Source organism: Sorangium sp. So ce117 (genome assembly GCF_051524395.1).
GTDB classification, from domain to species: domain Bacteria; phylum Myxococcota_A; class Polyangia; order Polyangiales; family Polyangiaceae; genus Sorangium; species Sorangium cellulosum_B.
This window is the reverse complement of the sequence record NZ_CP150309.1, coordinates 1,308,663-1,332,273: the sequence shown is the minus strand read 5'-3', so window position 1 is coordinate 1,332,273 and position 23,611 is coordinate 1,308,663. Positions and strand designations below refer to the sequence as shown.

Genomic DNA, 23,611 nt, shown 5'->3' with positions numbered 1-23,611 from the left:
CGACTACCGGTTGGCGGCGCTCACGACGGCCTGCCACTCCGTCGAGAACGAGCCGTCCGTGCGCTTGATGTCCGTCCCCGTGTCCCACAGCACGGGAACGACGCCGCGAGACCGCGCCGCCTCCACCACCGACCGCATCCACAGCGTCCGCGACGCCGGCTCACGGGGGTAGTTCGTGCCCAGCGTCACGCCGAACTCGCCGAGGATGATCGGCAGGCTCCGCTGCGCGCTGAACGCGCCGAGGGTGTCGAACTTGCTCTTCAGCTCCGCCTTCTCGGGCTCCGTGCCCCACGTCGTCTTGGGAGAGCCCCAGCTCTCCACCGTGTCGAGGCCGCAGAAGGTATAGGGCGTGTAGTAATGGATCGAGAGGAAGAGGCTCTTCGTGCCGGCCGGATCGGTCGGCACCTTGAAATCGCCCACACACGTCCTGTCGATGTCCGTCACGAAGCCGGAGATGAGCAGGGCGCGGCTCGCGTTGTAGCCGCCCTGCTCGCGCACGGTGGTGACGAAGAGCTGGTTCATCTCGTTCAGAGCGGCGTAGTCCGGCGTCCCGCCGTCGTGAACGCCGTTGACCCAGTAGTTCCCCTCCTCGTTCATCCCCTCGAGGATCAGCTTGTGACCGACGTCGCTGAAGGCCGTGGCGATCTGGGTCCAGTAGGACGCGAACCTGGTTTTGACGTCGCCGGTGAGCTTGTACTTGTCGGCGTTGTCCTCGTTGTAGATCCAGCCCCCGTCCCAGTGGATGTTCACGATCGAGTACATTCCTGCGGCCTCGATCCAGCCCACCACCTCCTTGACCCGGGCCATCTTGGCGGCGTCGATCGTGCCATTGACGGCGTAGGTGTCCCAGGCCACGGGCACGCGCACCGTCTTGATGCCGTGGTTGGCCATGCCGTTGATGAACGTCTGCGTGATCGGCGGCTGGCCCCAGCCCGTCTCCCACTCGGTGGTGTTCTCCAGCGTGTTGCCGATGTTGGCCCCGATGCCCATGTCGGGGACCATGGCCGCGGCGTCCGCCGGCGCCGCTGATCCGCCGGTCCCGCCGGAGCCCCCGACTCCCCCCGTGCCGGCACCGCCCGTACCGGCACCACCCGTACCGGCGTCGCCCGCACCGGCACCGCCCGTGGCGGCGTTGCCCGCACCGGCACCGCCCGTGCCGGCGTCGCCCGTGGCCGTACCTCCGCCGCTGCCTCCGGTGGCCCCTTCAGAGGCCGCGCCTGCGCCCGACGTGACATCGGGATCCGTCGAGCTGCAAGCGACCAGCAAGCCGAGAATCGAGAAGAAAGCAAGTCGATACGCGTGGGTCATGGGTCCTCTGCGGGTGATGGAAAGGAGCTCGTCTCCCTCCGGTTGCGCTGCGCCCCTGCCAGCCGTCACAAATCGCACGGACGCTCCCGGACCGCGATCCACGCCGGATCCAGGGAGCCCGAGCTCGGCCTTCGCGACAAGGGGGCGGCTCGCCACCAGGGGGCGGCGCGCCGTCGCCCTGCCGCCGCGCGCGGGCGGGACGCCCGCCGGGTGCAGGAGTTACCGGGATCAGGCAAGAGTTACCTAGCCCGGTCGTGCAAGAGTTGCACGAGCTCGCCAGGGGGACGCGTCACGCTCGCAGGAGCGCGCTGCGCCCGCGGCGCCGGCGCGGGCACACAGGCTGCTAGGACGACAAGGCCCGTGCGCCTCGCAGGGTTCTCGAACACCCGATGACGGAGCGGGGCGCGGAGCGGGTCACGTCCGCCGCCTCCGCCTCGCATCTTTCTTCTGCCGCCTCCTGTCTTCCGTGCGCGCACCCCCGTGGACGCGGGCGAGGACGGCCGATGCATGGCGAGACGAGCGAGGACGCCCCCTGCTCGCAGCCCGAGGAGATCCGCTTGCCCGACGCCAACATGACGACATCCGCCCTCAACTCCGCGCTCGGCGGAGAGATTCGGTGCCTCCGATCCGTGATCGCCGCGCTCACGCCGGTGATTCACGCGCGGGTCGGCCGGGCGCTCCACCGGCGCCGCGCGCGGTTCGCGGGCGGCGCGGACGACCGCATGGACGACCTCGTGCAGGACGTGTTCGTCGAGCTGTTCCGCGACGACAGCCGGGCGCTCCGCGCCTGGGATCCGGCCCGCGGATTGAGCCTCGCCAACTGGGTCGGCCTCATCGCCGACCAGAGGGTGGCGGCGGCCTTCCGCTGCCGGAAGCGGCAGCTCGACGCCGCGGCGCTGCCGCTCGACGACGCCCCGGAGGAGGGCGCCCGGTCCGACGACGATCCGGAGGCCAGGGTGCTCGCCCGCGACGCGCTGGAGCGCCCCCTCGGCCTGCTCCGGGCGGAGCTCAGCCCCCTCGGGCTCTCGCTCCTCGAGGCGCTCCTCATCGAGGAGGAGCCGATCGCCTCGGTCTGCGCGCGGACCGGCATGAGCGCCTGCGCGGTGCAAGCCTGGAGCAGCCGCCTCAGGCGGCGGTTCGCGGCGCTGGCCGCCCGGGGCGGCGATCACGCGCGGAGCGGGCCCGGAGGACGGAGCAGAGCGGCCGCGACCGAGGACGACAGCGCATCTTTCGTATCCGCTCGATCCGCCGGGGCGCCTCGCCCCGACGGCCGAGTCGCGCCGGAGGACCGTACCGGGGAAAAGACGACATGGGATGTCAGCCGTGGAGAGCGTCGCTCCTAAACCTTCATCGACAACGAGAGGCGCCGGCGCCCGCGGGGCGGGAGCGGCAGAGCGCCTCTCACGACAGGAAGGGAGAAGATGCCATGCTTCTTATGAAGACGGTGCTGCGCTCGACGACGATGGCCCTGATCGCGATCTCGATGCTCGCTCCCGCGTGCGCCGGCGCGCCAGCGGACGACCCCGGCGAGGGCGCGGTCACCGCGCAGAGCGCCGAGGCCGAGTACCTGTATGGCCTGAGCCGCGCCGAGCTCGCGCAGCTGCACCCGCTCGTCAAAGATCGCTACGATCTCGAGGCCTGGCTCGACGCGAACGTCGCCCCGTTCGACTGTGGCCGTTATGGCACGATGTGCCAGGACGCCGGCGAAGAGGCGGCCTACACGATCACGGAGATGTCGTATCGCATGGGGCTCGAGGGCGCATCGATCGACGAGATCGACGCCTATCTGAGCGGTGCGCTCGACGAGGCGACCCGCGCGTGGGAGGCGCGAGAGGACGAGCGCGGCGAGGACGAGCGCGTCGACAGGAGCTGCTTCTTCAGCGGCGGAGCCAACGAGGAGCGCCTCAAGGTGACGGCCTACGCGCACAAGCCGCTCCTCGGCAACTGGAACACGCACGCTTCGTGCAGCTATCAGGTGAAGGGGCTCTTCGGCATCTGGTTCGACGAGGGCGGCGCCTCGATCCAGGCGTGCAACCGCGGCGAGCTGCGCGACGATGGGACGGTCGTGGACAGGAACCCCAACTCGGGCCTGGACTGCCGCAGGGGCACAGGCGGCACCTTCGATTCGGATACCCTCCTTTACTTCCCGTCGACCCCGACGCTCACGCTTGCCAGCTTCGCGAGGTGCAGCGCCTCGAAGGGCGGCTGGTCCGCGAGCGGGTCCTGCAGCGTCGCCCAGGACTGAGCGGGATCGCGGGGCGGAGGCTCGCACCTCGCGCGGAGGCACCGTGGATCGCACATCGCTCGTCGCGTCGCTCGGCCTGCTCGTCGCCCTCTGGCTCTCGACGCCGCCGTCGCACGCGGCGGCGGGCCGTGCGCCCCCTCCCGCCCCGGCAGCCGCCACCGCTCCCCCTCTCGCCACGGCGCGCGCCTCCTTCGTCTCGATGGGGCGCCGGGTCGAGCTCCGCCCCAGCCGCCGCTGGCTCACGGTGGAGCTCGCGCCCGGCGCCTCGCTCGACGCCGCACGACGGCGGATCGCCGGGGCGCCCGGGCTCGGAGCCCATCAGATCGTCGCCTCGGCCCGGCAAGGCGGCGAGCTCCTCGTGCGCCTCGACCGCGAGGCGCCGGACGAGCCGGCGCTCGCGGCGGCGGCCCTGGCGCTCCCGGACGGCGGCGGGATCGCGGCCGCCACGCCCGCGGTCCACACGCCCGACGGCCAGCCGCTCGGGCTCACCGCGCGCGCCGTCGTCGTGATGTCGCCCGGCGTCGATCCGGGCTCGCTCGCGCCGCTCGTGCGCGCGCTCGGCGGCCGCGTCGACGAGGCGCTGCCGTTCGCGCGCGCGCTGCTGGTCAGCGCGGCCCGCGCCCCGAACGCCGGCGCCGTCCTCGCCCTCGCCGAGCGGCTGCGCGCCGCGCCGGGCGTCCTCGACGCGCACCCCGACTTCCTCCGCGCCGCGGGCCGCCGCCGCGCCCCCTCGGATCCGCTCTTCCCCGAGCAGTGGTACGCGGCGCGCGCCGGGCTCCCAGACGCCCTCGATACGACCGCGGGCAGCGAGCGCGTGCTGCTCGCCGTCCTCGACGACGGCTTCGACCTCGATCACGAGGACCTCGGCGGCCGTCCGCGCGTCTCCCCCGACGCCTGGGATTTCGCGGATCTCGACGCCGATCCCTCGGCGGGCTCGCTCGACGATCACGGCACGCCGGTCGCCGGCATCGCCCTCGCCGTGGCCGACAACGGCCGCGGGATCGCCGGCCTCTGCCCGCGGTGCGGCTTCCTCCCGCTCCGGCGCGGCGCCACCGACGCCGACGACATGAAGGCCATCGCCCGCGCCGCGGAGGCCGGAGCGCACGTGATCAACTGCTCGTGGGGGTACACCTTTCCGTCGACCGGCGTCGTCGAGGCCCTGCGCGCCGCGTCGCACGACGCCCGCGGCGGGCGCGGCGCGCTCGTGATCTTCGCGGCCGGCAACGAGGGCGCCGACATCGACGAGGCCTTCGACATCTCCGCGCTCCCCGAGGTGGTCGCGGTGGCGGCGACGGGCCCGGACGACGCGCCGCTCGCCTCGAGCAACCGCGGGCGATCGGTCGATCTCGCGGCGCCGGCGGGCGGGATGCGGACCACGGACCGGACGATCGGCGGCTTCGCGGCCGGCCCCTATGCGCGGAGCTTCGGCGGCACGAGCGGCGCGGCGCCCGTCGTGGCCGGCGCCGCGGGGCTCCTGTTCAGCCTGGATCCAGAGCGCCCGGCGGCGGAGGTGCGCGAGATCCTCGAGCGCACCGCGGCGCCCGTGGCGGGCGACGACCCCGCCAATCCAGCGTACGGCATCGGCCGCGTCGACGTGGCGCGCGCGGTCGCCGTGGCGGCCGGCCCTCGGGAGCCGTCGTGGACCTGCGCGCTCGCCGCCGCGAGCCCGAGGAGCGCGCCGGGCGTTCCGGCCGGCGCGCTCCTCGGGCTCGCGGCGTTCGCCGCGCTCCTCCGGCGCGTGGCAGCCGCGCGCAATGCCCCAGGCGCCGCGACGTGATCTGCGAGGCCGGCGCCTCTGCGCGTGTGCGCATTGGCCTCGCAGATCACCGCCCCAGCCCTCGGGCTCGGATGACTCGACCGCTGGCCCAGGCGTTGATCCGCTCTTCCCAGCCGGCAGCATCCAAGGGCCGCTGTCAGATTGCCGCCATGGTGAAATGCGGCGATAAAGAAAACGATACGTGATGTCAGATGTGGCGAGCGTCGCGCATACTCCTCTATCGACGACGGCGAGGCGCCCGCCCCCCCCGGGTGAAAGCGGCGGCTCGCCCCTCACCAGAACGATGGGAGAAGACATCATGTTTCATGACACGAACCTGCGCTCGATGAAGATGCACCTTTGCGCGCTGCTCGCGACGACCGCGGCGCTCACGACGCTCCTCTCCGCGTGCGGCGCCCCGCCCGTGGGTGATCTCGATGGCGTCGAGGAGGAGACCCCCTCCGAGCAGGCGGATGCACTCGCGGGGCCCGCGGGCGGCCGACTCACCTGCGCTGTCGTCCGCTGTATGGACGGGTTTGTCTGCGAGGAACGGAAGGGGAGGGCCGCGTGCGTGCCCGCCCCGAAGCGCCCGTGCGTGACCGACGCCGACTGCAGCCTCGTCGACAATTACTGTGGAGGCTGCAACTGCGACGCTGTCCCCACGGGCACGGCCGCGCCCAAGTGCCCGGGAGACGAGGTGGCGTGTCTGGTCGCGCCGTGTGCCGGCCTCACCGCTTCCTGCCAGGCCGGAGCGTGCGTGATCTCGAACGCGCTCTGAGCGGCGCCCCCACGACGGCATACCGGGCCGTCGCTCGCCCTTGCGCGGCTCGCTGTCGACCTCGCACCACGCCCCGGCGCTAGAGCGGCGGTCACCCCGGATCGCGCCCGGGGATCTCCGGCCGCACGCGCACGCTCTTCCACCGCGCGAGCTGAACGAGCCCGGCGGGCGCGCCCCGCGGCTTGCTCACGTCCCCGGCCCTGCAGACGTGGACCTCCACCTTGGCGGCGCTCCGCGCCTTCGAGTACCACGCGGCGACCGCCGCGGCGCGCTCGACCACCTCGCGCGGGACCTCCACGCGCTCGGGGTTGCGCACGATCACGTGGCTGCCCGGCGTGCCGCCGGCCACGTGCAGCCAGAGATCGTGCGGCTCGGCGATCTCGAAGGTGAGCGCGTCGTTGTCCTCGTCGCCGCGGCCGACGAGCACCTCGAAGCCATCGATCGTGAGCGTGCGGTACGGCCGCCCCTTGCTGCCCATGCCGGCCCCCGCCGTCAGCCGGGCGCGGCGCCGGCGCCCGGCTGCGCGGGCCTCGCCGGCGCCCTCGCCTCGCCCGCCACCTCGGCGTCGAGCCACGCGAGCAGGTCCCGCACGACCTCCTCGCGGTTGATCTCGTTCAGCATCTCGTGGCGCCCGCCGGGGTAGAACCGCTGCGCCACCCTGCGGAGACCGGCGGCGCGGTACGCCTCGATCATCTGGGTGACGCCCTTGAGCAGCCCGCCGACCGGGTCGCGAGAGCCGGAGAGGACGTAGAGGGGCAGGTCCTTCGGGATGCGCGAGAGCCGCTCGGGGCGCGCGAGCGCCGCCATCGCGTCGAGCAGGTCGACCCAGAGCGAGGTCGTCGCCGGGAAGCCGCAGCGGGGATCGGCGATGTACACGTCGACCTCGGCGCGATCGCGAGAGAGCCAGTCGAAGGGCGTGCGCGTCGGCGCGAACACCTTGTTGAAGCTGTCGAAGCTCATCGTCTGGAGGAGCTGGCTCGTGCCGCGCTCGCCCAGCCGCCGCCGCTCGGCGCGGGCCACGAGCCGGCCCGCGTCCACGAGCGCGTTCGCCTTGCCCGCGGCGCCGGAGAGCACCGCGCCGTCGATCGAGCCGCCGTGCTCGATCAGGATCTCCTGCGCGAGGGCGGCGCCCATGCTGTGGCCGAAGAGGACGACCGGCAGGCCGGGGTGCTCGCCGCGCGCGCGCGCGAGGAGCTGCGCGAGATCGCGGACGACCCGCTGGAAGCCGCCCTGGCTCGCGAAGAAGCCGAGCTCGTCGCTCCCGCGCGCCGTCGCGCCGTGGCCGCGGTGGTCGTTCGCGTAGACGGCCCACCCGGCGGCGCAGAGCGCCTGCGCGAGGCGCGCGTAGCGGCCCGCGTGCTCCGACATGCCGTGCGCGACGTGAACGACGCCGCGCGCCCCGCCGTCCGGGAGCCAGCGGTACACGAAGAGCTCTCGGCCATCGTCCGCCTGAAACGTGAAGGTGTCCGCGGGCATCGCGCGCCGACCCTACCACCGCTCCGCGCGCGTCTGACCACGATTCTCGACGCTTCCGCGCCGAAAGGAGTTTTCGGTACGGTCCTCCATGGCATGAGGTTCGCACAAAGGCCGGCCATGCCCGAGCGCCGATCGTTGCCCGTGCTCTCGTTGCGCGACACCGTCCTCTTCCCTGGGATAGCGACGCCCATCACGGTCGGACGGCTGAAGACGCTGCGCGCGGTGGAGGCCGCTCTCCGGGTCGAGGGAGAAGACAAGCGCATCTTCGCGGTCGCCCAGCGCGACGCCGCCGAGGAGCCCACCGCGGGCGGCCTCTTCTCGATCGGCGTGATCGCCCGCATCACCCAGGTGCAGCGGTTCGGGTCGGGCCTTCAGCTCGTGCTCTACTGCGAGCGGCGAGCGGCCGCGCCCCGCTACACCGAGGTCGACGGCGTGATCCGCGCCCCCGTCATCGAGCTCGCCGATCTGCCCCTCCGTCCAGAGGAGGACGGCGCCCTGGAGGCGCTCTCCCGCGAGGTGCGCGAGCGGGCCGTCGAGTACGGCCGCCACCGCGGCGCGCCCGAGGACGTGCTCAAGCAGTTCGTCGGCAGCATGTACGGCCCGGCCGAGCTCGTGAACCACATCGCCTTCTACCTGGACCTCCCGACCCCCGAGAAGCAGGCGCTGCTCGAGATCCTCTCGACGGAAGAGCGGATGCGCAGCCTCGCGCTGCACCTCTACCGGCAGATCGGCATCGTGGAGACCCAGGAGAAGATCAGGACGACCGTCGAGGAGGAGCTCGGCGAGCGTCAGCGGGAGATCTACCTGCGCGAGCAGCTGCGCGCGATCCAGAAGGAGCTCGGCGAGGAGGACGACGAGAACGCCGCCGCACGTCTTGAGCACAAGCTGCAGCGGGCCAACCTGCCGGCGGAGATCCTGCAGGAGGCCCGGCGCGATCTCGCGCGCTTGCGGCGCATGGGGCGGGAGACGTCGCCGGAGGCGCAGGTCCTCATGACGTGGCTCGAATGGGTGGCGGATCTGCCCTGGAACCAGCGGACCGACGACCACGTCGATCTCGATCGCGCGCGGGCGATCCTCGACGAGGATCACTACGGCCTGGGCGACGTGAAGGACCGGGTGCTCGAGTTCCTGGCCGTCCGCAAGCTGCGCCTGGAGCAGGCGAGGAGCGAGGGCGAGCGGAGCCGCGCGATCTCCCGCGGGCCGATCCTGCTCTTCCTCGGTCCGCCCGGGACCGGCAAGACGTCCATCGCGGAGTCGATCGCGCGGGCGCTCGGGCGCAAGTACGTCCGCGTCTCGCTGGGCGGGGCGCGCGACGAGGCGGACATCCGCGGCCACCGGCGCACGTACGTGGGCGCGATGCCTGGCCGCATCCTCCAGGGGATCAAGCGGATCGGCTCGAAGAACCCGGTGATCGTCCTCGACGAGGTCGACAAGCTCGGCGCCTCTTACCAGGGCGATCCTGGCGCGGCGCTGCTCGAGGTGCTGGATCCGGCGCAGAACGACGGCTTCGTCGACCACTACCTCGGACTGCCGTTCGACCTGTCCGAGGTGCTGTTCATCTGCACGGCGAACTTCCGCGAGACGATCCCCCCTCCCCTGTTCGACCGGATGGAGCCGGCGCTGTTCGCCGGGTACACGGAGCAGGAGAAGCACGAGATCGCCCGGAAGTACCTGCTCCCCCGGCAGCGGAAGGAGTGCGGGCTTCGCGAGGAGCAGCTGCGCGTGACGGGCACGGCGCTCGGCGGGATCATCAGCGGATACACGCGCGAGGCGGGCGTGCGGCAGCTGGAACGGACGATCGGCTCGCTGGCGCGGAAGGCCGCGCGCCGGATCGCGGCCGGCGAGATCGAGCGGGCTGTGGTGGGCGCCGACGACGACGTGAAGGAATTGCTCGGCCGCGCGAGGATGCGCCTTGAGCGGAGGCTCCAGTACGATCAGCCCGGGGTCGCCACCGGCATGTATTACACGCAGATGGGTGGCGACATCATGCACGTCGAGGCGAGCGTGATGCCCGGCAAGGGCGATTTCGTCCTCACGGGGCAGCTGGGCGACGTCATGAAGGAGAGCGGCCGCGCGGCGCTGAGTTATGCGCGAGCGCACGCGGCGGAGCTCGGCGTGCCGTCCGATCGGCTGCAGCGGCGGGACGTCCACATCCATGTTCCGGCGGGGGCGGTACCGAAGGACGGGCCGAGCGCGGGTGTGACGATGGCGGTGGCGCTTGTGAGCGCCCTGTCGGGCAGGCCGGTCAGGAGCGACATCGCGATGACGGGGGAGATCACGCTTCGCGGGACGGTGCTGCCGATCGGGGGGATCAAGGAGAAGGTGCTGGGGGCGCACCGCGCGGGGATCTTCGAGATCCTGCTGCCGGCGGACAACGAGGCGGATCTCGACGATCTGCCGGCCGAGGTGAGGAGCTCGCTCGAGTTCTACCTGGTGAACACGCTCGACGAGGCGCTCGCGCTCTGCCTGCGGCTCCGCTCGATCCGCCTCGAGGCGCCCGAGGAGATGCCGCACGCGCGGGCGTCCTGACGCGCCTCAGGTGGGCGGCGGGGAGACCGACGCGCCGGCGCCGCCAAGCGTGTCGGCCGGCGCGCCGGCGCCGCCGAGCGCATCGGCCAGCGCGGCGGCCGCGGCTGCGGCGAAGGCGTCGAGCGTGGCGGGCTCGGTCCAGCGGGTCGCCTCGCGGGCGTCGAGCGCGTGGTGGGTCTCGACGAGGATGGAGGGCATGGAGGGGCGGCGCAGCACGAAGATGCGCTGTCCCGGGGGGCGCCGGTCGAGGAAGACGCCGGGCTGGGCGGTATCCGGCTCGTACAGGCCGCTGTACGCGGCGCCGTCGTAGGGCAACAGGCCTGCTTCTTCCATGCGCCTCGCGAAGCCGCGCGCGAGCGCGAGCCGGAGGGCGCAGAGGGCGGGATCACCTTCGTCGGACCACAGGACGGCGAACCCCGGCGCGGCGAGGCTGAGCGGGCACTGGCGGCCCTGGCCGGGCGACCACGTCTCGGTCCTGCCGCGCACGTCCGAGTGCAGGCTGACGAAGGCGTCGGCGCCCCACCGGGCGGCGTCCTCGACGCGCTCCGCGTACGGCAATGGGCGGTCGCCGGCCCTGCCCACGCGCGCCTCGAAGCGCCCGGTGGCATTGAGCCGCTCGGCGAGGGCGCGCGCCGCGGCCAGGGTGAAGTCCTGCTCGTCGACGCAGAAGCAGGAGAGGTTGCCGGTGTTGCCCGGGGCGCCATGTCCGGCGTCGAGGTAGATGCGGCGGACCCCGAAATCGGGCGGAAAGACGGCGGAGGGGGCGACGACGCGGGCCCCTGGAAACGGCCACCCGCTCGGCGCGATCGGGAGCTTGAGGGCGCGCCGCGCCGCGATCTCGCGCGGGGAGCCCGGGGCGAGCGCCCGTGAGAGGGCGGCGGCGCCGGCGGCGCCGGCGAGACCGAGGACGAGCTTCCTGCGCGAGATCACCGCGGCTCCGCTTGCTATCAAAGGCGGAGCGCGGCGTCAGGTTCTCGGCAAGCGAGCGTGGCCGAGGTGACGAAGGGGGCGCGACGTGGCGACATCCCGAGATCGCCCGGGGCGTCCGAGAGCTCGTGACCCGGCGTGCCCCGCACCTCGGCCGGACCCCCGCTACTGGGCCGGCGTGTAGCAAACCTCGAGCTTCGGCCGGGGGGCGATGTTCGTTTGCTCGCTCGATCGGATATCGGTCCGACCGTTCACGTCGTGGAGCGCGACGCCGTGGTTCGGGGAGCCATCCACCCAGGACTGGACGAGGGCCGCCACGTTGGCGGTCACGACGGCGCTCGCCTGGGCGACGGTGGCGATCGAGGCCTCGACGGCCGGGTTGTATCCGGGGAAGTTGCCGGCGTGCACGGTCGACTCCTGCCAGGGGCCGATCACGCGGTGCAGCTCGATGGTGCTGGCGCTCGCCTTCCACGTGTGAGCCAGCGAGAGGGTCGCGGATTCGACGTCGGAGCCCGCCGGGATGAACGACAGATCGAAGGCCAGCACGCCCAGCTGCACGCCCTCCGGGAACGTATTCATGACGATGTACGGGTAATCGCCGTACGGCCACGAGACGCCGGGCTGGATATGCGCATCCTGCACGCTCCCGTAGGTGCCGCGCTGCACGACCACGCACACGGGCTCGGCGGGCGGGGGGGGCTCGCAGGCGTCGCCGATACCGTCGGCGTCGGCGTCGGCCTGGGAGGGGTTGGCCTGCGCCGGGCAGTTGTCGCACGAGTCGAACACCCCGTCCTGATCCGTATCGGCGGCGACCACGGTGACGTTATCGAGGAGCGTCCCCTGGCCGTTCGAGATGCCCAGGTCGTTGAACTGGAGGCGCGTCGTCGCGCCGGAGGCCACGAGGGTATAGGTGTAATTGACCCATGCGGTGCTGGCGGTCGTGAGCGTGGCGACCTGCTGGCCACCCCAGACGACGCCCAGCACGTTCTGGCTCGCGGTCGTGCCGGGGCGCGCGGCGAAGGCGAACCGGAGCTGGTAGGTCGCTCCCGGGACGGTCGTGAGGTCCTGATAGATGCCGCTCGAGTTCGTGGCGTCCAGCTCGACGTGCTGGCTGCCGTGCGCGGGGCTCATGCCGTTCGAGTGGTCATGGATCTGGATCTGACCATAGGCGGCCTGCCAGCCGGTGATCGAGCCGTTGTAGATCGACGACGTGCCGGACGACACGTTCGGCGATTCGAAGCTGCCGTTCGTAACGATGTTGCCGGAGGGGAGCACCGAGCAGGAGACGAGCGCCGCCGCGCCCTCGCCGATGGCATCTTCGGTATCGTCGTGCGGCTCGGCTGTAGCCATGCAGCCGGAGATCATCGAGGCGAGCGCGAGCGCAGAGGCAGAGATCGACAGATAGGCGGTTCTCATGGGAGAGCTCCTCGTTGCGGCGCCGGCATGGCGGCGCCGCGCTGTGCGGCGAGCTGCCGCACGCTGTGGACTTAGAAAATACTTCTTACAAACTGAGCGATGCGGATACGGTGCTCCATTGCCCGAAGGCGGAGCGCTCAAGGAGTCATTCGTCAACCAGCGCGTGCGGCACGACGGCACAATGGGACGGCCGTTCCCAGGCGCTCGCCTCCCGGATCGTGGCCGACCTCGACCTCCCTGGCCCCCAGGAGGATCTCACCCCCCTTGGGGGATGAGGGTCGTCGCCGGCCTGGCGATCGATGGATGAAGTCGGGCGAGCGCGGTCACGAGCGATTCTTGCAGCAGTCAGCCGTAGCGCTGTCTGGTTATATCATGAAATGGGCGCGCGGATCATCGTCTTTCGCACCAGCCAGCGCCGCGACGAAAAAGGCTGTCCCCCTGATCTCGTGAGAAAAGGAGCCATGGTGGGCGCCGTGGGCGCCGTGGGAAGAGGAGAGAGCAAAAATTCTTCATCTCTCCTCTTTCCTCTGCGTTCCCCTGCGTTCCCCCGCGTTTCGGCGTCTGCCTTGCCTCTACGATTCAATTTCGCCAGGTCACGAAACTGGGGCAAAATTGGTCACTGGGGCAAAATGGGGCGACCGGGCCCGCTCACCCCTCTCCCGCTCTCCGCATCCCGCAGCGGCAAGAGCAGCCCGAGGAAGACGACCGAGATCACGGTCCCCAGGGCGAACAGGCCTGCATAGCCGAGCCGCTGGGCGACGGCGCCCGAGAGCCACACAGCGGGCGACTTGCCGAGCACCTCCACGCTGGCGAGCAGCGTGTAGTGCGTCGCGCCGACCGACCGCCGGACACGCGACATCATGAAAGCGAACACCGCCGTCGTGAGGGCGCCGCCGAAGAGGTGCTCGGCCACGGTGACCGCGACGACGGCATTCGCTGTGGGCGCCCCCGCCGCGGCGAGGTACCACTCGCCCGCCATCGCGACGGTGCGCAGCGCCGAGGTCACCCCGACGGCGGCGAGCAGCGGGATCCGGTGCGACAGGAGGCCTCCCGCGAGCGAGCCGGCGATCGACGCGACCAGGCCGTACGTGCCCACCCAGAGGCCGATCCGGTGCGGCGGGAAGCCGGCGTCGACGAGGAACGGCTTGAACATCATGTCGACCATCGCCTCGCCGAGCTTGTAGGTCCCGAGGAAGGCGACGACCCAGAGCGCGCCAGGCGCCCGCAGGGCGGCGAAGACCGCCGCGAGCACCTCGCGGAGCGACCGGCGCGCGTGCGCCTCGACCTCGCTCGCGGGAGGCTCGCGCAGCGCGAGCGAGGCCAGCGCCGATAGGAAGACGAGCGCGGCCATCACCCCGAACTGACCGCCCCAGCCGATCCAGGCGCTCGCCCAGACGAGCAGCCCGCCCGCGACGAGCATGCCGACCTTGTAGCCGACCACCTGCGCGGCGTTCGCCAGGCCGAGCTCGCCGCGCCCGAGCAGATCGATCGCGAGCCCGTCGACCGCGATGTCCTGGGTGGCCGCGAGCAGGTTCATCAGGAAGACCAGCGCGAGCAGGGCGCCGAGGTGGCGCGACGGCGGGACGAACGCGGCGGCCGCGCACGTGAGCGAGAGCAGCACCCCGAGCGGCAGGATCCACGAACGGCGCCTGCCGATCCGCTCCCAGCCGTAGCGGTCGACGAGCGGCGCCCAGAGCGCCTTCGCCGCCCACGGGAGCGCGAGCGCGCCGGCGAAGCCCACGCCGGAGAGCGAGACGCCGCTCGCCCGCAGGAAGACGGGGAGCGCCGTCGCCTGGAAGCCGAACGGGATGCCCTGTGCGAAGTACAGCGCGGCGAGGGCGGCGATCGTGCCGGCGCGCGTTCGGTCTGCCACGACCGACAATCGTAACCGAGCGGACGAGCTTCGGTCGCCGGAAACACGGACACTTGCGTACGTTTCGATCTCGATCCGATCTCGATGAGCACGCCGCACCGACTCACCCCTTCTGCCGGCCGGACGAGCGCGCGCCGATGATCGCCGACACCTTCTCTCCGCGGTCGCTCGCGCCGGCGGGCGCGGTCCGGGTGCGGTGGCTGGGCACGGCGGGGTTCGCGATCGAGCACGCCGGCGCGGTGGTGCTCATCGATCCCTATCTCACGCGCGCTTCGCTCCTCCGTTGCGTGGTCGGCCGGCTCGTCCCCGACGTGACCGCCATCACGCGCCACGCGCCGCGCGCCGACGCCGTCATCGCGGGCCACACCCATTTCGATCACGCGCTCGACATCCCGGAGATCGCGCTCCGCACCGGGGCCACGGTCTTCGGCTCGCGCTCCGCGGCGGCGCTCTGCCGCACAGCCGGCGTCCCCGCGGCGCGCGTGCGCGACGTCGAGCGCGCGCCGGGCGGCGAGCCCGTCGTCGCCGAGGTCGGCCCGTTCCAGCTGCGCTTCTTCCCGAGCGCTCACTCCCGCCTGCTGCTCGGCCGGGTCCCCTTCCCCGGCGACATCTCCGATTGCGACCAGGTGCCGCTCCGGGCCGAGCGTTACCGGTGCGGCGCCGTCTTTGCGGTGGAGATCCGGGTCGCGGACCGGCGCATCGTCCACCTGGGCAGCGCGGAGCTCGTCGAGGCGGGCCTCGATTGCAGGGAGCCCGACCTGCTCCTGCTCTGCGTGGCCGGCTGGACCGCCTCGAGCGCTTTCCCCGAGCGCGTCGCGCGCGCCCTGTCGCCGCGCGCGGTGCTCTTCTCTCACTGGGACAATTTCTTTCTGCCCCTCGATCGCCCGGCCGTCGCGCTCCCCGCGATGCAGGGAGAGCGCCTGGCAGAGCGCCTCGGCCGGGCATCGCGCGACATGAGATTGGGAGTGCTGCCGCTGCTAGGCGAGGTGTGGATCTAGGTCGAGACTCGCTATTTCCTCGGCGTCCGCGGAGACTCTGTACCAGCGTGGATGGGAGCTGTCCGGGCAACCGTTCATTCGATGGTCGAGGCGATGTTCCGGCGCTCACCCGACCTCCGTTACGCGCCTCGGGTAGCCGGAATCGTCCCTGGCCGACGCGCTACAAGCGCCCCGCCCCTCTCACGGCCCGGCGCGCAGGAACGCCACCTTGATCCGCTTCTTCCCCCACCCGGAGAACTTCACGGTCGCGATCGGATCCGCCCCAGGATCCACGCTCTCGACCACGCCCGGCCCGAACCGCTCGTGGTACACCCGCATCCCGCGCCGCAGCGCGAGCCCCTCGCCGCCCTCGGCGCCCGCGTCGACCGCCTCCCGCTCGACATACCGCTCGCCCGGCGCCCGGTCGGGGACGTCTACGCGCGCCCTCGCCGGCTCGCCCTCCCGCGAGAACCGCGCCCCTGCGAACCGCTCGTCAGCTTGCGCCCCAGGCCTCCGCTCGCGGCCCTCCCACGAGCGCTCCTGGCCGCCGAACCGGAGCCCGGGCGCGGCGTACCCGCCGCCCCCGCCGAACCCGCCCTCGACCCGGCGCTGCGCCATCGTGCTGGCAGGCGTCGCGATCCCGCGCACCGAGGCCGGCGGCAGATCCGCGAGGAAGCGGCTCGGCAAGCCGTAACGCGTCTGGCCGAAGATCGCCCGCCGCGCCGCGTGCGTGATCCAGAGCCGCTCGCGCGCCCGCGTGATCGCGACGTAGGCCAGCCGGCGCTCCTCCTCGATGTCGCCCTTGCGGTTCGGATCCTGGCTCCGGAACGGGAACAGGTCCTCCTCCATGCCGGTCAGGAACACCGCGTGGAACTCCAGCCCCTTCGCGGCGTGGATCGTCATCATCGCCACCTTGGGCACGTCCGCGAGCGCGTCGACGTCCGACACAAGGCTCACCCGCTCGAGGTAGCCCGCGAGCGTCGCCTCGTCGCCCGCGGCGGTCGCCTCCTGCTCGTAGTCGACGAGCGACTGCACGAGCTCGCGCAAGTTCTGGAGCCGCGCCTCCGACTCGACGCTGTCCTCCTGCTCGAGCGCCTTGGCATAGCCCGACCGCGCGAGCACCTCCTCCGCCAGCGCGCTCGGCGACGCGCTCTTCGCCTCGGTCATGAGCCCGTGGATCAGATCGCGGAAGCCGAGCAGGCTGCGCTTCGCCGCCGACGCGAGCGGCGGCAGCTGGCCCCCCGGCATCGCCGACGGCGGCACCCTCCCCTCCAGGAGCGGATCGATCGCATCGAACAGCGATACGCCCAGCAGGTCCGCCGCCTGGATGAGCTTGTCGACCGTGCTCTGGCCGATCTTGCGGGCGGGCACGTTGATGATGCGGTTGAGATCCACGTCGCTCTTGGGGTTCGCGATCACGCGGAGGTACGAGAGCAGGTTCTTCACCTCCGCCCGCTCGAAGAAGCGCGTGCCCCCGATGATCTGGTACGGGATGCGCGCCTCGCGCAGCACCTCCTCGAGCACGCGCGACTGCGCGTGGATCCGGTAGAACACCGCGATCTCGTTCGGCGAGACGCCCTTCGCGATGAGCTCGCGGACGCACTCGACCACCCACGCCGCCTCGTCGTGCTCGCTGTCCGCCGCCACCACGTCGATCGGCGTGCCGTCCTGGTTCGCCGTCCAGAGCTCCTTCGGCTCGCGATCCGACGCGTGGCGGATCACGCCGAGCGCGCCCCGCACGACGTGCCCGATCGAGCGGTAATTCTGCTCGAGCTTCACCACCGTCGCGTGCGGAAAATCGCGCCGGAAGCCGCGGACGATCCGGACGTCGGCGCCGCGCCAGCGGTAGATGCTCTGGTCGTCGTCGCCGACAACGCAGAGGTTGTCGTGGCTCTTGCAGAACGCCCGGACGAGCCGGTACTGCACCTGGTTCACGTCCTGGAACTCGTCCACGAGCACGTGCCGGAAGCGCCCCCGGAGATCCTCGCCGGCGTAGCTCGTCGGGTCCTCCGCGATGCGCAGCACGGCGAGCAGCAGGTCGTCGAAGTCCACCGCGCTCGCCGCCTTGAGGTGCCGCTCGTACGCCTCGAAGCACCGCGCGATCGCGTCGTCGAAGTAGCCCTTCCGCTCGAACTCGGCGGGCCCCCGCCCCTCCTGCTTCTCCGCGTGGATGCGCGAGAGCACCTGGCGGGGCGGATAGCGCCGATCGTCGAGGTTGAGCTCCTTGAGCACGCGGTTCATGACCGCCCGCTGATCGTCGTCGTCGTAAATGACGAAGTTCTTGTCGAGCCCGGCCGCCTCGTGGTGCCGGCGCAACAGGCGCGCGCACACCGCGTGGAACGTGCCCACCCAGAGGTCCTTCACGATGTCGGCCCCGATGAGCCCCTCCAGCCGGCGCTTCATCTCGGTCGCCGCCTTGTTCGTGAACGTCACCGCCAGGATCCGGTAGGGCGGGACACGGTGCGTGACGATGAGGTTCGCGATCCGGTACACGATGACGCGGGTCTTGCCGCTCCCCGCGCCGGCGAAGATGAGGAGCGGCCCCGCCGCGTGGCTGGCCGCGCGCGCCTGCGGCTCGTTCAGCTCCTCGTGAGGGAGGCCAGGCTCGGGCGGCGGAGAGCGGTCGGCGTCGTGTGCAGCGAAACGATCCACACGGGGTCGCTAGCACGACCTCCGCGCGAGCGGGAGCCCGCCGAGCCCCGGAGCCCCCCGCGGCGCTCTCCTGCTTTTTCCCCGGCAAATCACGCCTGCTGGCCGTAATCTCGCACGTCCGTGCGCCTCCGGCAGAGCACCGGGGGAGCCGCGGCCCGGACGACCGGCACAGGAGAGACCATGCGCATCGCGCTCACGCACAACCTGAAGATCACGGGCTCCGCCGAGGAAGCCGAGTTCGACAGCCCGGAGACGATCGCCGCCATCGCCGGCGCGCTCGAGCGGGCCGGGCACGAGGTCGAGCGGATCGAGGTCAGCGGCCCGGCCTCCCGGGTCCTCGCCCGGCTCGAGGCGCTCCAGCCGGACCTCATCTTCAACACCGCCGAGGGCCACAAGGGCAAGACGCGCGAGGCGTTCTATCCGTCGCTCTTCGACGAGCTCGGCATCCCGTACACCGGCTCCGACGCCTACACGCTGAACGTCGCGCTCGACAAGTCGCTCACGAAGCGCGTCCTCGCGAGCTACGGCGTCGCCACCCCGCGCGCCCGCCTCGTCAACCGGACCACCCTGGACAGCGGCGCGCTCGACGACATGAGCTTCCCCGTCATCGTGAAGCCGAATTTCGAGGGCTCCTCCAAGGGCATCTTCCGGGAGTGGAGCGTCTGCGAGGACGCGCACCACCTCGCCGAGGTCGTCGAGCGGCAGCTCGCGCGGTTCGAGGCGGGCCTGCTGGTCGAGCACTACATCGCCGGCATCGACGTCGCGTGCGCCTTCGTCGATGGCCTCAAGGAGGCGAACGGCGCGCGATCGAGCGGCACCGGCATCCCCGAGGGCGTCCTCACCCCGATCGAGTTCGTGATCGATCCCCAGGTGCCGGGCAGCTACAACGTGTACGACTTCAACCTGAAGCACGCGAAGCCCGAGCAGGTCACGCGCCGGCCCGCGCAGCTGCCCGCGGCCACGATCGAGCGCATCCGGGCCATCACGGCGCGCGTCGTGCGCGCCCTGGACCTCAAGGATCACGCCCGCTGCGAGTTCCGGGTCACGCCGTCCCCCTCGCGCAGCCAGGGCCACGACGTCCACTTCCTCGAGGTCGACGGGCTGCCCACCCTCCAGCCGGGCGCCAGCGTCTTCGTCGCAGCGGCGCAGCGCGGCGTCGACTTCGACGGCGTGATCCGCGCCATCGTGAGGAGCGCCTGCAAGCGGCGGGGGCTCCTGCCGCTCCTGGAGAGCAACCAGCCGCGGCGGGCGAAGCGGACCGCGCTCCGCGTCGGCTTCACCTACAACATGAAGCGGAGCGACACGGCCGCGGCCGACAAGGCGGGCCCCGGCACGATGCACGACCTGGAGGCCGAGTTCGACTCGCCGCGCACGATCCAGGCGATCGCCAGCGCCATCGAGAGCTACGGCCACACCGTGGTCCCGCTCGAGGCGACCCCGGACCTGCCGCGCGCGCTCGCGGCTTCCGGGGTCGACGTCGTCTTCAACATCGCCGAGGGGCTCCGCGGCCGCGGCCGCGAGGCGCAGGTGCCGGCGCTCTGCGAGCTGCTCGGCATCCCCTACAGCGGCTCGGACGCGACAACGCTCTCGCTCGCCCTCGACAAGGGCCTCACGAAGCAGATCCTGCGGGCGGCCGGCATCGAGACGGCCGAGTGGCAGGTGGTCACGACCGGGCGCGAGAAGCTGAAGCCGTTCCGCTACCCGGTGATCGTGAAGCCCAACGCCGAGGGGACCTCGAAGGGGATCACCTCCGCGTCCGTCGTCAAGGACGAGGCCGCCGCGCGCGCCGCGGCGAAGCAGCTGGTCGATCGCTACCACCAGCCGGCCCTCATCGAGGAGTACATCACGGGCCGCGAGTTCACCGTCGGCCTGCTCGGGGAGCGGCGGCCGAAGGTGCTGCCGCCGATGGAGGTCGTCTTCGTCGACCCGCCCACCTACCCCGTCTACGGCTACGACGAGAAGCAATCGGACACGCCGCGCGTGCGCTTCGAGTGCCCCGCGCAGCTCACGCCGTCGGAGCTCCGCCGCGTCGAGAAGGTCGTGCGCGACACGTTCGCGGCCCTCGGGTGCCGCGACGTGGCCAGGGTCGATCTGCGCATGGCGAAGGACGGCAGGGTGTACGTCATCGAGATCAACCCGCTGCCCGGCCTGACGCCCGACTTCAGCGATCTCTGCGTGATCGCGAAGGTCGCGGGGATGGATTACCGGATGCTGATCGGCGAGATCCTGGCCGGCTGCCTCAAGCGCTACCGCGACGCCCGGGCCGCGGCGCCGCGGGCCGCGTTCACCGCGGCGGCGCCTGCGGCGGGCGCGGCCGCGCCCTCCGCGAGCGCGGCGGTCGCCTCGCCGGCCACCGACCCGGGCCTGCTGGCCGCGCCCGGCCCGGCGCTCGCCGGGCCCGCGCCGCTGCCGGCGGAGGCCGCGCCCCTCTCCGACACGGTCTCCGTCGCGCACGGCGAGGTCGCCGGCCCATGAGCGCGCCCATGGCCGCGCTCAGGCGCCCTCGGCTGCGCGATCTCGGCGTCGCGATCGGCCGGTTTCCGACCGGTTCGGAGAACGCGATCACGGACATCCCTGGGGTGCGGGTCCACCACGTGACCAAGATCGAGGGCGAAGGCGAGCTCGTCCCCGGCCTCGGTCCGGTGCGCACGGGCGTGACCGCGGTCATCCCGGCCGACGGCGACGTCTTCCTCGATCGGGTGTTCACCGCGAGCTACGTGCTCAACGGCGCGGGCGAGGTCACCGGCCTCTCGCAGATCAACGAGTGGGGCCTCTGCGAGACGCCGATCCTGCTCTGCAGCACGCTCTGCGTCGGCCGCGTCCTCGACGCGACCGTCGCGTGGCTCTCGCGCAAGCACCCCAAGATCGGCAAGGACTACGACGTCGTGATCCCGGTCGTCGCCGAGTGCGACGACAGCTTCCTCAACGACGCCGTGGGGCGCCACGTGGCGCAGGCCGACGTCGACGAGGCGATCGACAACGCCCGGGGTGGCCCCGTGGCCGAGGGGTGCGTCGGCGCCGGCACGGGCATGCAGACGTTCCACTTCGCGGGCGGGATCGGCACCTCGAGCCGGTCGGTCCCTGTCGGTGGGGTCGACGCCCTCGTGGGGGCGCTCGTGCTGTCGAACTTCGGCGATCGCGAGCTGCTCCGCGTCGATGGGGTCCCGGTCGGGCGGCTCATCAGCGACCGCTTCAACCACGTCCCGCGGCGGGGCCCCGCCGGCTCGATCATCGTGCTCGTCGCCACCGACGCCCCGCTCATCCATCGCCAGCTCGCCCGCCTCGCGCGGCGCGCCGCGCTCGCGATCGGCCGGACCGGCGGGTATGCGGCCAACAACTCGGGCGAGATCGTCCTCGCCTGGAGCACCGCGAACCGGGTGCCTCGCGTCGCCACCGAGCAGTGGAGCGCCCCCCGGTCGAGCCGCTCGCTCAGCGTGCACCCCCTCGCGCCGGGCCGGCACATGGCCGAGCTCGTCCTCGACACCGAGGTCGACGCGCTCTACGAGGCCACCGTCGACGTGGTGGAGGAGGCGATCCTCAACGCGATGTTCGGCGGCGTCGACATGACCGGCCACAGCGGACACCACGCCCCGGCCCTGCCGCTGGACGCCGTCGCCGAGATCCTGAAGCAGTACCGCCCCCCGCACCCCTCCGACCCGCCCCCCCTCTTCTAGCGCCCCCGCCCCCTTCTCTCTGGCAAAAGCCCCGCCGAGCGGCGGTCACCCGCACAGGAGACGGGCCCAGATCGGCGTTTTCGGCGCGGAAGCGCACTCAGGTGCGCTGAGCACCGAAAAGGTCGCGATGGGCCCGTATCCGAAGCGGGTGCCCGCCGCTCATTCCGGATCACCGTGGAGGAGCCACTCGTGGGCTGCGTCCTCGTCCCAGAAGCGCCGGAGGACCTTGTCCGTGCCGCTCTCGCGCGCCACGCGGTTCAGCTGGAGCGCGACGATGTCGCTCTCGATGATCTCGGCGACGCGCATCACCCCGAGCTCCAGGCCGAACTCCTGGACGGCGCGGATCTTCTCCGCCACATCGGGGGACATCGGCCTGAACCCGCGGACATCGGCCTTGATCTTGATCTCCCGGCCCTGGAGGCTCTCGCACGCCTTCCTCAGCTCGCTGACGAAGTTCTCCATCTCCTCGAGGCGGACACGCCCCTCGAGGACGAAATCCACCATGGCGATGTTCCGGTCGACTTTGATCTCGAACACGTTGAGAGACCTCCTGCCAGTTCCCGAAGGGGCGGGATGGGGCCGCGTGATCATACCCCGGATCGCGCGAGGACGCGCCTAGGGATCGCGACGCTCACGCGGCAGCGACGCTGGCCGTCGGCCGTGGGAAGCCCGGGCCGGCGTCGCCGCCCTTCACGCCGCGCGCGGCTCGCCGACGCGCGACTTGCCCTGTCCGCGCCGCACGGCGATCGCCTGCTCGTAGATGGTCTCGTACCGCGAGAGCAGCGTGGGCCACTGGCGCTCCTTGAGGATCCACGCCCGCGCGTTCTTGCCGACCTGCTCGAGGCGCGCCGGGTCCTTGAGCGCCTCGACACACCGCCTCGTGAGGTCGGCGCTGTCGCCCGCCTTGAAGACGAACCCGGTCTCGCCATAACGGACGAGCTCCCCCATGGCCGCGACGTCGCTCACCATCACGGGCCGGGCCATGGCCATCGCCTCGAGCGGCTTCAGCGGCGTCGTGAGCTCGGTCGTCCGGGTCCGGATGCGGGGATACACGAGCAGGCTCGCCATCGCGTAGATGTTGAACACCTCGTCGTGCGGCACCCGCCCGGTGAAGGTCACCTTGGACTCCACCCCTCGCTCGCGGGCGAACGCCTTGAGCTCCATCTCCTGGCCGCCGGCCCCGGTGATCACGACGTGCGCGTCCGGGATCTCCCGCGCGATGTCGCCGATCGCCGCGATGAGCGTCTGGAGCCCCTCGTACGGCTGGAAGGTGCCGACGTAGCCGATGAGCTTCTTCCCCGCGAGCCCGAAGCGCTCCCAGGCGCCGGGCGGGGCCTCCCGCGGCGCGAACTTGTCCGAGTCGACGCCGTTGCCCACGACGTGGAGCGCGTCCGTGCTGCGCACCCGCGGCGCGACAGCGCCCTTCAGCGCCTCGCAGATCGTCACCGTCGCGTCAGCGTACTTGTAGACGATCGTCTCGAGGCCGGCGGCGACCTTGTAAGGCGCCGAGTCCTCTTTGAATTTGCCCCGGTCGACGGAGGCGTTCTCCCAGAGGTCGCGCACCTCGTAGACGAGCGGCAGCCCGAAGCGGCGCGCCGCCGCGAGCGCCGGCAGCCCGACGAGCATCGGCGAGTGCGCGTGCACGAGATCGGGCTGAAACTCCCGGATCGCGTCCTCGACGCGCGCCTCCAGCGCCCGCACGAGCTGGAGCTCCCTGACCAGCGGCAGCTTCTTGCCGGTTGGCTCGCGCGTCCGCCAGTACGAGATGCCGCCGATCTCGTCCTTCAGCGCATCCCCGGACCCCTGCTGCGCCGACGTCACCACCGCCGGCCGCATCCCGTGCTCGGCCTGGTGCTTGATGATGTAGTCGCTGCGGATCGTGTATCCCGCAATGACAGGCAGCGACGTATGAAGAACATGGAGCACGCGCACGAATCACCACCCTTCTTTATGCTGCGCCGCGCAGCCTACCCGAGGCCGCCGCGACCGTCATCAAGCTC

The 23,611-nt window shown here is 71.8% G+C and carries 17 protein-coding genes; 8 read left to right on the top strand and 9 right to left on the bottom strand.

What is annotated here, in order from left to right; all coding sequences use genetic code 11:
* Positions 1–3 precede the first annotated feature (3 nt).
* A complete protein-coding gene (locus WMF46_RS04930) occupies positions 4–1,308 on the bottom strand; it encodes a glycoside hydrolase family 5 protein (protein ID WP_437984532.1) in 1,305 nt (434 codons plus the stop codon).
* 503 nt (positions 1,309–1,811) lie between these two features.
* On the opposite strand from WMF46_RS04930, the gene WMF46_RS04925 reads away from it, so the two are divergent.
* The 4 genes from WMF46_RS04925 (at position 1,812) to WMF46_RS04910 (ending at position 6,087) form a co-directional block, all read left to right on the top strand.
* Complete coding sequence (locus WMF46_RS04925) at positions 1,812–2,651, top strand: RNA polymerase sigma factor (RefSeq protein WP_437984531.1); 840 nt, start codon at positions 1,812–1,814, stop codon at positions 2,649–2,651.
* An 83-nt stretch (positions 2,652–2,734) separates the two neighbouring features.
* Positions 2,735–3,553, top strand: a complete 819-nt coding sequence (locus WMF46_RS04920) for a hypothetical protein (RefSeq protein ID WP_437984530.1) — start codon at positions 2,735–2,737, stop codon at positions 3,551–3,553.
* Between the two features lie 43 nt (positions 3,554–3,596).
* The gene (locus WMF46_RS04915) at positions 3,597–5,330 is read left to right on the top strand and encodes a S8 family serine peptidase (protein WP_437984529.1); all 1,734 of its coding nucleotides are present in this window, start codon (positions 3,597–3,599) and stop codon (positions 5,328–5,330) included.
* Positions 5,331–5,628: 298 nt separating this feature from the next.
* Entirely contained in the window at positions 5,629–6,087 is a 459-nt protein-coding gene (locus tag WMF46_RS04910; RefSeq protein WP_437984528.1) for a hypothetical protein, read from the top strand.
* Between the two features lie 91 nt (positions 6,088–6,178).
* Here the strand turns inward: WMF46_RS04910 and WMF46_RS04905 are convergent, their stop codons facing one another.
* Complete coding sequence (locus WMF46_RS04905; protein WP_437984527.1) at positions 6,179–6,565, bottom strand: NFACT RNA binding domain-containing protein; 387 nt, start codon at positions 6,563–6,565, stop codon at positions 6,179–6,181.
* 14 nt (positions 6,566–6,579) lie between these two features.
* A complete protein-coding gene (locus WMF46_RS04900) occupies positions 6,580–7,563 on the bottom strand; it encodes a lysophospholipase (protein WP_437984526.1) in 984 nt (327 codons plus the stop codon).
* Positions 7,564–7,680: 117 nt separating this feature from the next.
* On the opposite strand from WMF46_RS04900, the gene lon reads away from it, so the two are divergent.
* Positions 7,681–10,092, top strand: coding sequence for an endopeptidase La (gene lon, locus WMF46_RS04895; protein WP_437984525.1), 2,412 nt, complete (start codon positions 7,681–7,683; stop codon positions 10,090–10,092).
* 6 nt (positions 10,093–10,098) lie between these two features.
* Here lon and WMF46_RS04890 read toward each other — a convergent pair whose 3' ends face one another.
* The 3 genes from WMF46_RS04890 to WMF46_RS04880 all read right to left on the bottom strand — a co-directional run bounded on the left by WMF46_RS04890 (position 10,099) and on the right by WMF46_RS04880 (position 14,308).
* Positions 10,099–11,022, bottom strand: coding sequence for an N-acetylmuramoyl-L-alanine amidase family protein (locus WMF46_RS04890; protein ID WP_437984524.1), 924 nt, complete (start codon positions 11,020–11,022; stop codon positions 10,099–10,101).
* Between the two features lie 162 nt (positions 11,023–11,184).
* On the bottom strand, positions 11,185–12,435 hold the full coding sequence (locus tag WMF46_RS04885) for a DNRLRE domain-containing protein (protein ID WP_437984523.1): 1,251 nt from the start codon (positions 12,433–12,435) through the stop codon (positions 11,185–11,187).
* 616 nt (positions 12,436–13,051) lie between these two features.
* The gene (locus WMF46_RS04880; RefSeq protein WP_437984522.1) at positions 13,052–14,308 is read right to left on the bottom strand and encodes an MFS transporter; all 1,257 of its coding nucleotides are present in this window, start codon (positions 14,306–14,308) and stop codon (positions 13,052–13,054) included.
* Positions 14,309–14,445: 137 nt separating this feature from the next.
* On the opposite strand from WMF46_RS04880, the gene WMF46_RS04875 reads away from it, so the two are divergent.
* A complete protein-coding gene (locus WMF46_RS04875; RefSeq protein WP_437984521.1) occupies positions 14,446–15,306 on the top strand; it encodes an MBL fold metallo-hydrolase in 861 nt (286 codons plus the stop codon).
* Between the two features lie 180 nt (positions 15,307–15,486).
* Here WMF46_RS04875 and WMF46_RS04870 read toward each other — a convergent pair whose 3' ends face one another.
* On the bottom strand, positions 15,487–17,937 hold the full coding sequence (locus WMF46_RS04870; RefSeq protein ID WP_437984520.1) for an ATP-dependent helicase: 2,451 nt from the start codon (positions 17,935–17,937) through the stop codon (positions 15,487–15,489).
* Positions 17,938–18,117: 180 nt separating this feature from the next.
* Between WMF46_RS04870 and WMF46_RS04865 the strand changes: the two genes are divergently transcribed.
* Positions 18,118–20,412 (top strand): D-alanine--D-alanine ligase family protein, encoded by a 2,295-nt coding sequence (locus WMF46_RS04865; RefSeq protein ID WP_437984519.1) that lies wholly within the window; start codon positions 18,118–18,120, stop codon positions 20,410–20,412.
* An 8-nt stretch (positions 20,413–20,420) separates the two neighbouring features.
* Complete coding sequence (locus WMF46_RS04860) at positions 20,421–21,611, top strand: P1 family peptidase (RefSeq protein WP_437984518.1); 1,191 nt, start codon at positions 20,421–20,423, stop codon at positions 21,609–21,611.
* Between the two features lie 159 nt (positions 21,612–21,770).
* On the opposite strand, the gene WMF46_RS04855 is transcribed toward WMF46_RS04860, so the two are convergent.
* Together WMF46_RS04855 and WMF46_RS04850 are read right to left on the bottom strand one after the other, a co-directional pair.
* The gene (locus tag WMF46_RS04855) at positions 21,771–22,148 is read right to left on the bottom strand and encodes an STAS/SEC14 domain-containing protein (protein WP_437984517.1); all 378 of its coding nucleotides are present in this window, start codon (positions 22,146–22,148) and stop codon (positions 21,771–21,773) included.
* 153 nt (positions 22,149–22,301) lie between these two features.
* Positions 22,302–23,543 carry a glycosyltransferase gene (locus WMF46_RS04850; protein ID WP_437984516.1) on the bottom strand — a complete coding sequence of 414 codons (1,242 nt, stop codon included), beginning with the start codon at positions 23,541–23,543 and terminating at the stop codon, positions 22,302–22,304.
* Between the last annotated feature and the right edge of the window lie 68 nt (positions 23,544–23,611).

Bases quoted from the DNA above. Each gene is read 5' to 3' on its own strand.
- WMF46_RS04930 (WP_437984532.1), bottom strand. From the start codon at position 1,308: ATGACCCACGCGTATCGACTTGCTTTCTTCTCGATTCTCGGCTTGCTG.
- WMF46_RS04925 (WP_437984531.1), top strand. From the start codon at position 1,812: ATGCATGGCGAGACGAGCGAGGACGCCCCCTGCTCGCAGCCCGAGGAG.
- WMF46_RS04920 (WP_437984530.1), top strand. From the start codon at position 2,735: ATGCTTCTTATGAAGACGGTGCTGCGCTCGACGACGATGGCCCTGATC.
- WMF46_RS04910 (WP_437984528.1), top strand. From the start codon at position 5,629: ATGTTTCATGACACGAACCTGCGCTCGATGAAGATGCACCTTTGCGCG.
- WMF46_RS04905 (WP_437984527.1), bottom strand. From the start codon at position 6,565: ATGGGCAGCAAGGGGCGGCCGTACCGCACGCTCACGATCGATGGCTTC.
- WMF46_RS04900 (WP_437984526.1), bottom strand. From the start codon at position 7,563: ATGCCCGCGGACACCTTCACGTTTCAGGCGGACGATGGCCGAGAGCTC.
- lon (WP_437984525.1), top strand. From the start codon at position 7,681: ATGCCCGAGCGCCGATCGTTGCCCGTGCTCTCGTTGCGCGACACCGTC.
- WMF46_RS04885 (WP_437984523.1), bottom strand. From the start codon at position 12,435: ATGAGAACCGCCTATCTGTCGATCTCTGCCTCTGCGCTCGCGCTCGCC.
- WMF46_RS04875 (WP_437984521.1), top strand. From the start codon at position 14,446: ATGATCGCCGACACCTTCTCTCCGCGGTCGCTCGCGCCGGCGGGCGCG.
- WMF46_RS04865 (WP_437984519.1), top strand. From the start codon at position 18,118: ATGCGCATCGCGCTCACGCACAACCTGAAGATCACGGGCTCCGCCGAG.
- WMF46_RS04860 (WP_437984518.1), top strand. From the start codon at position 20,421: ATGGCCGCGCTCAGGCGCCCTCGGCTGCGCGATCTCGGCGTCGCGATC.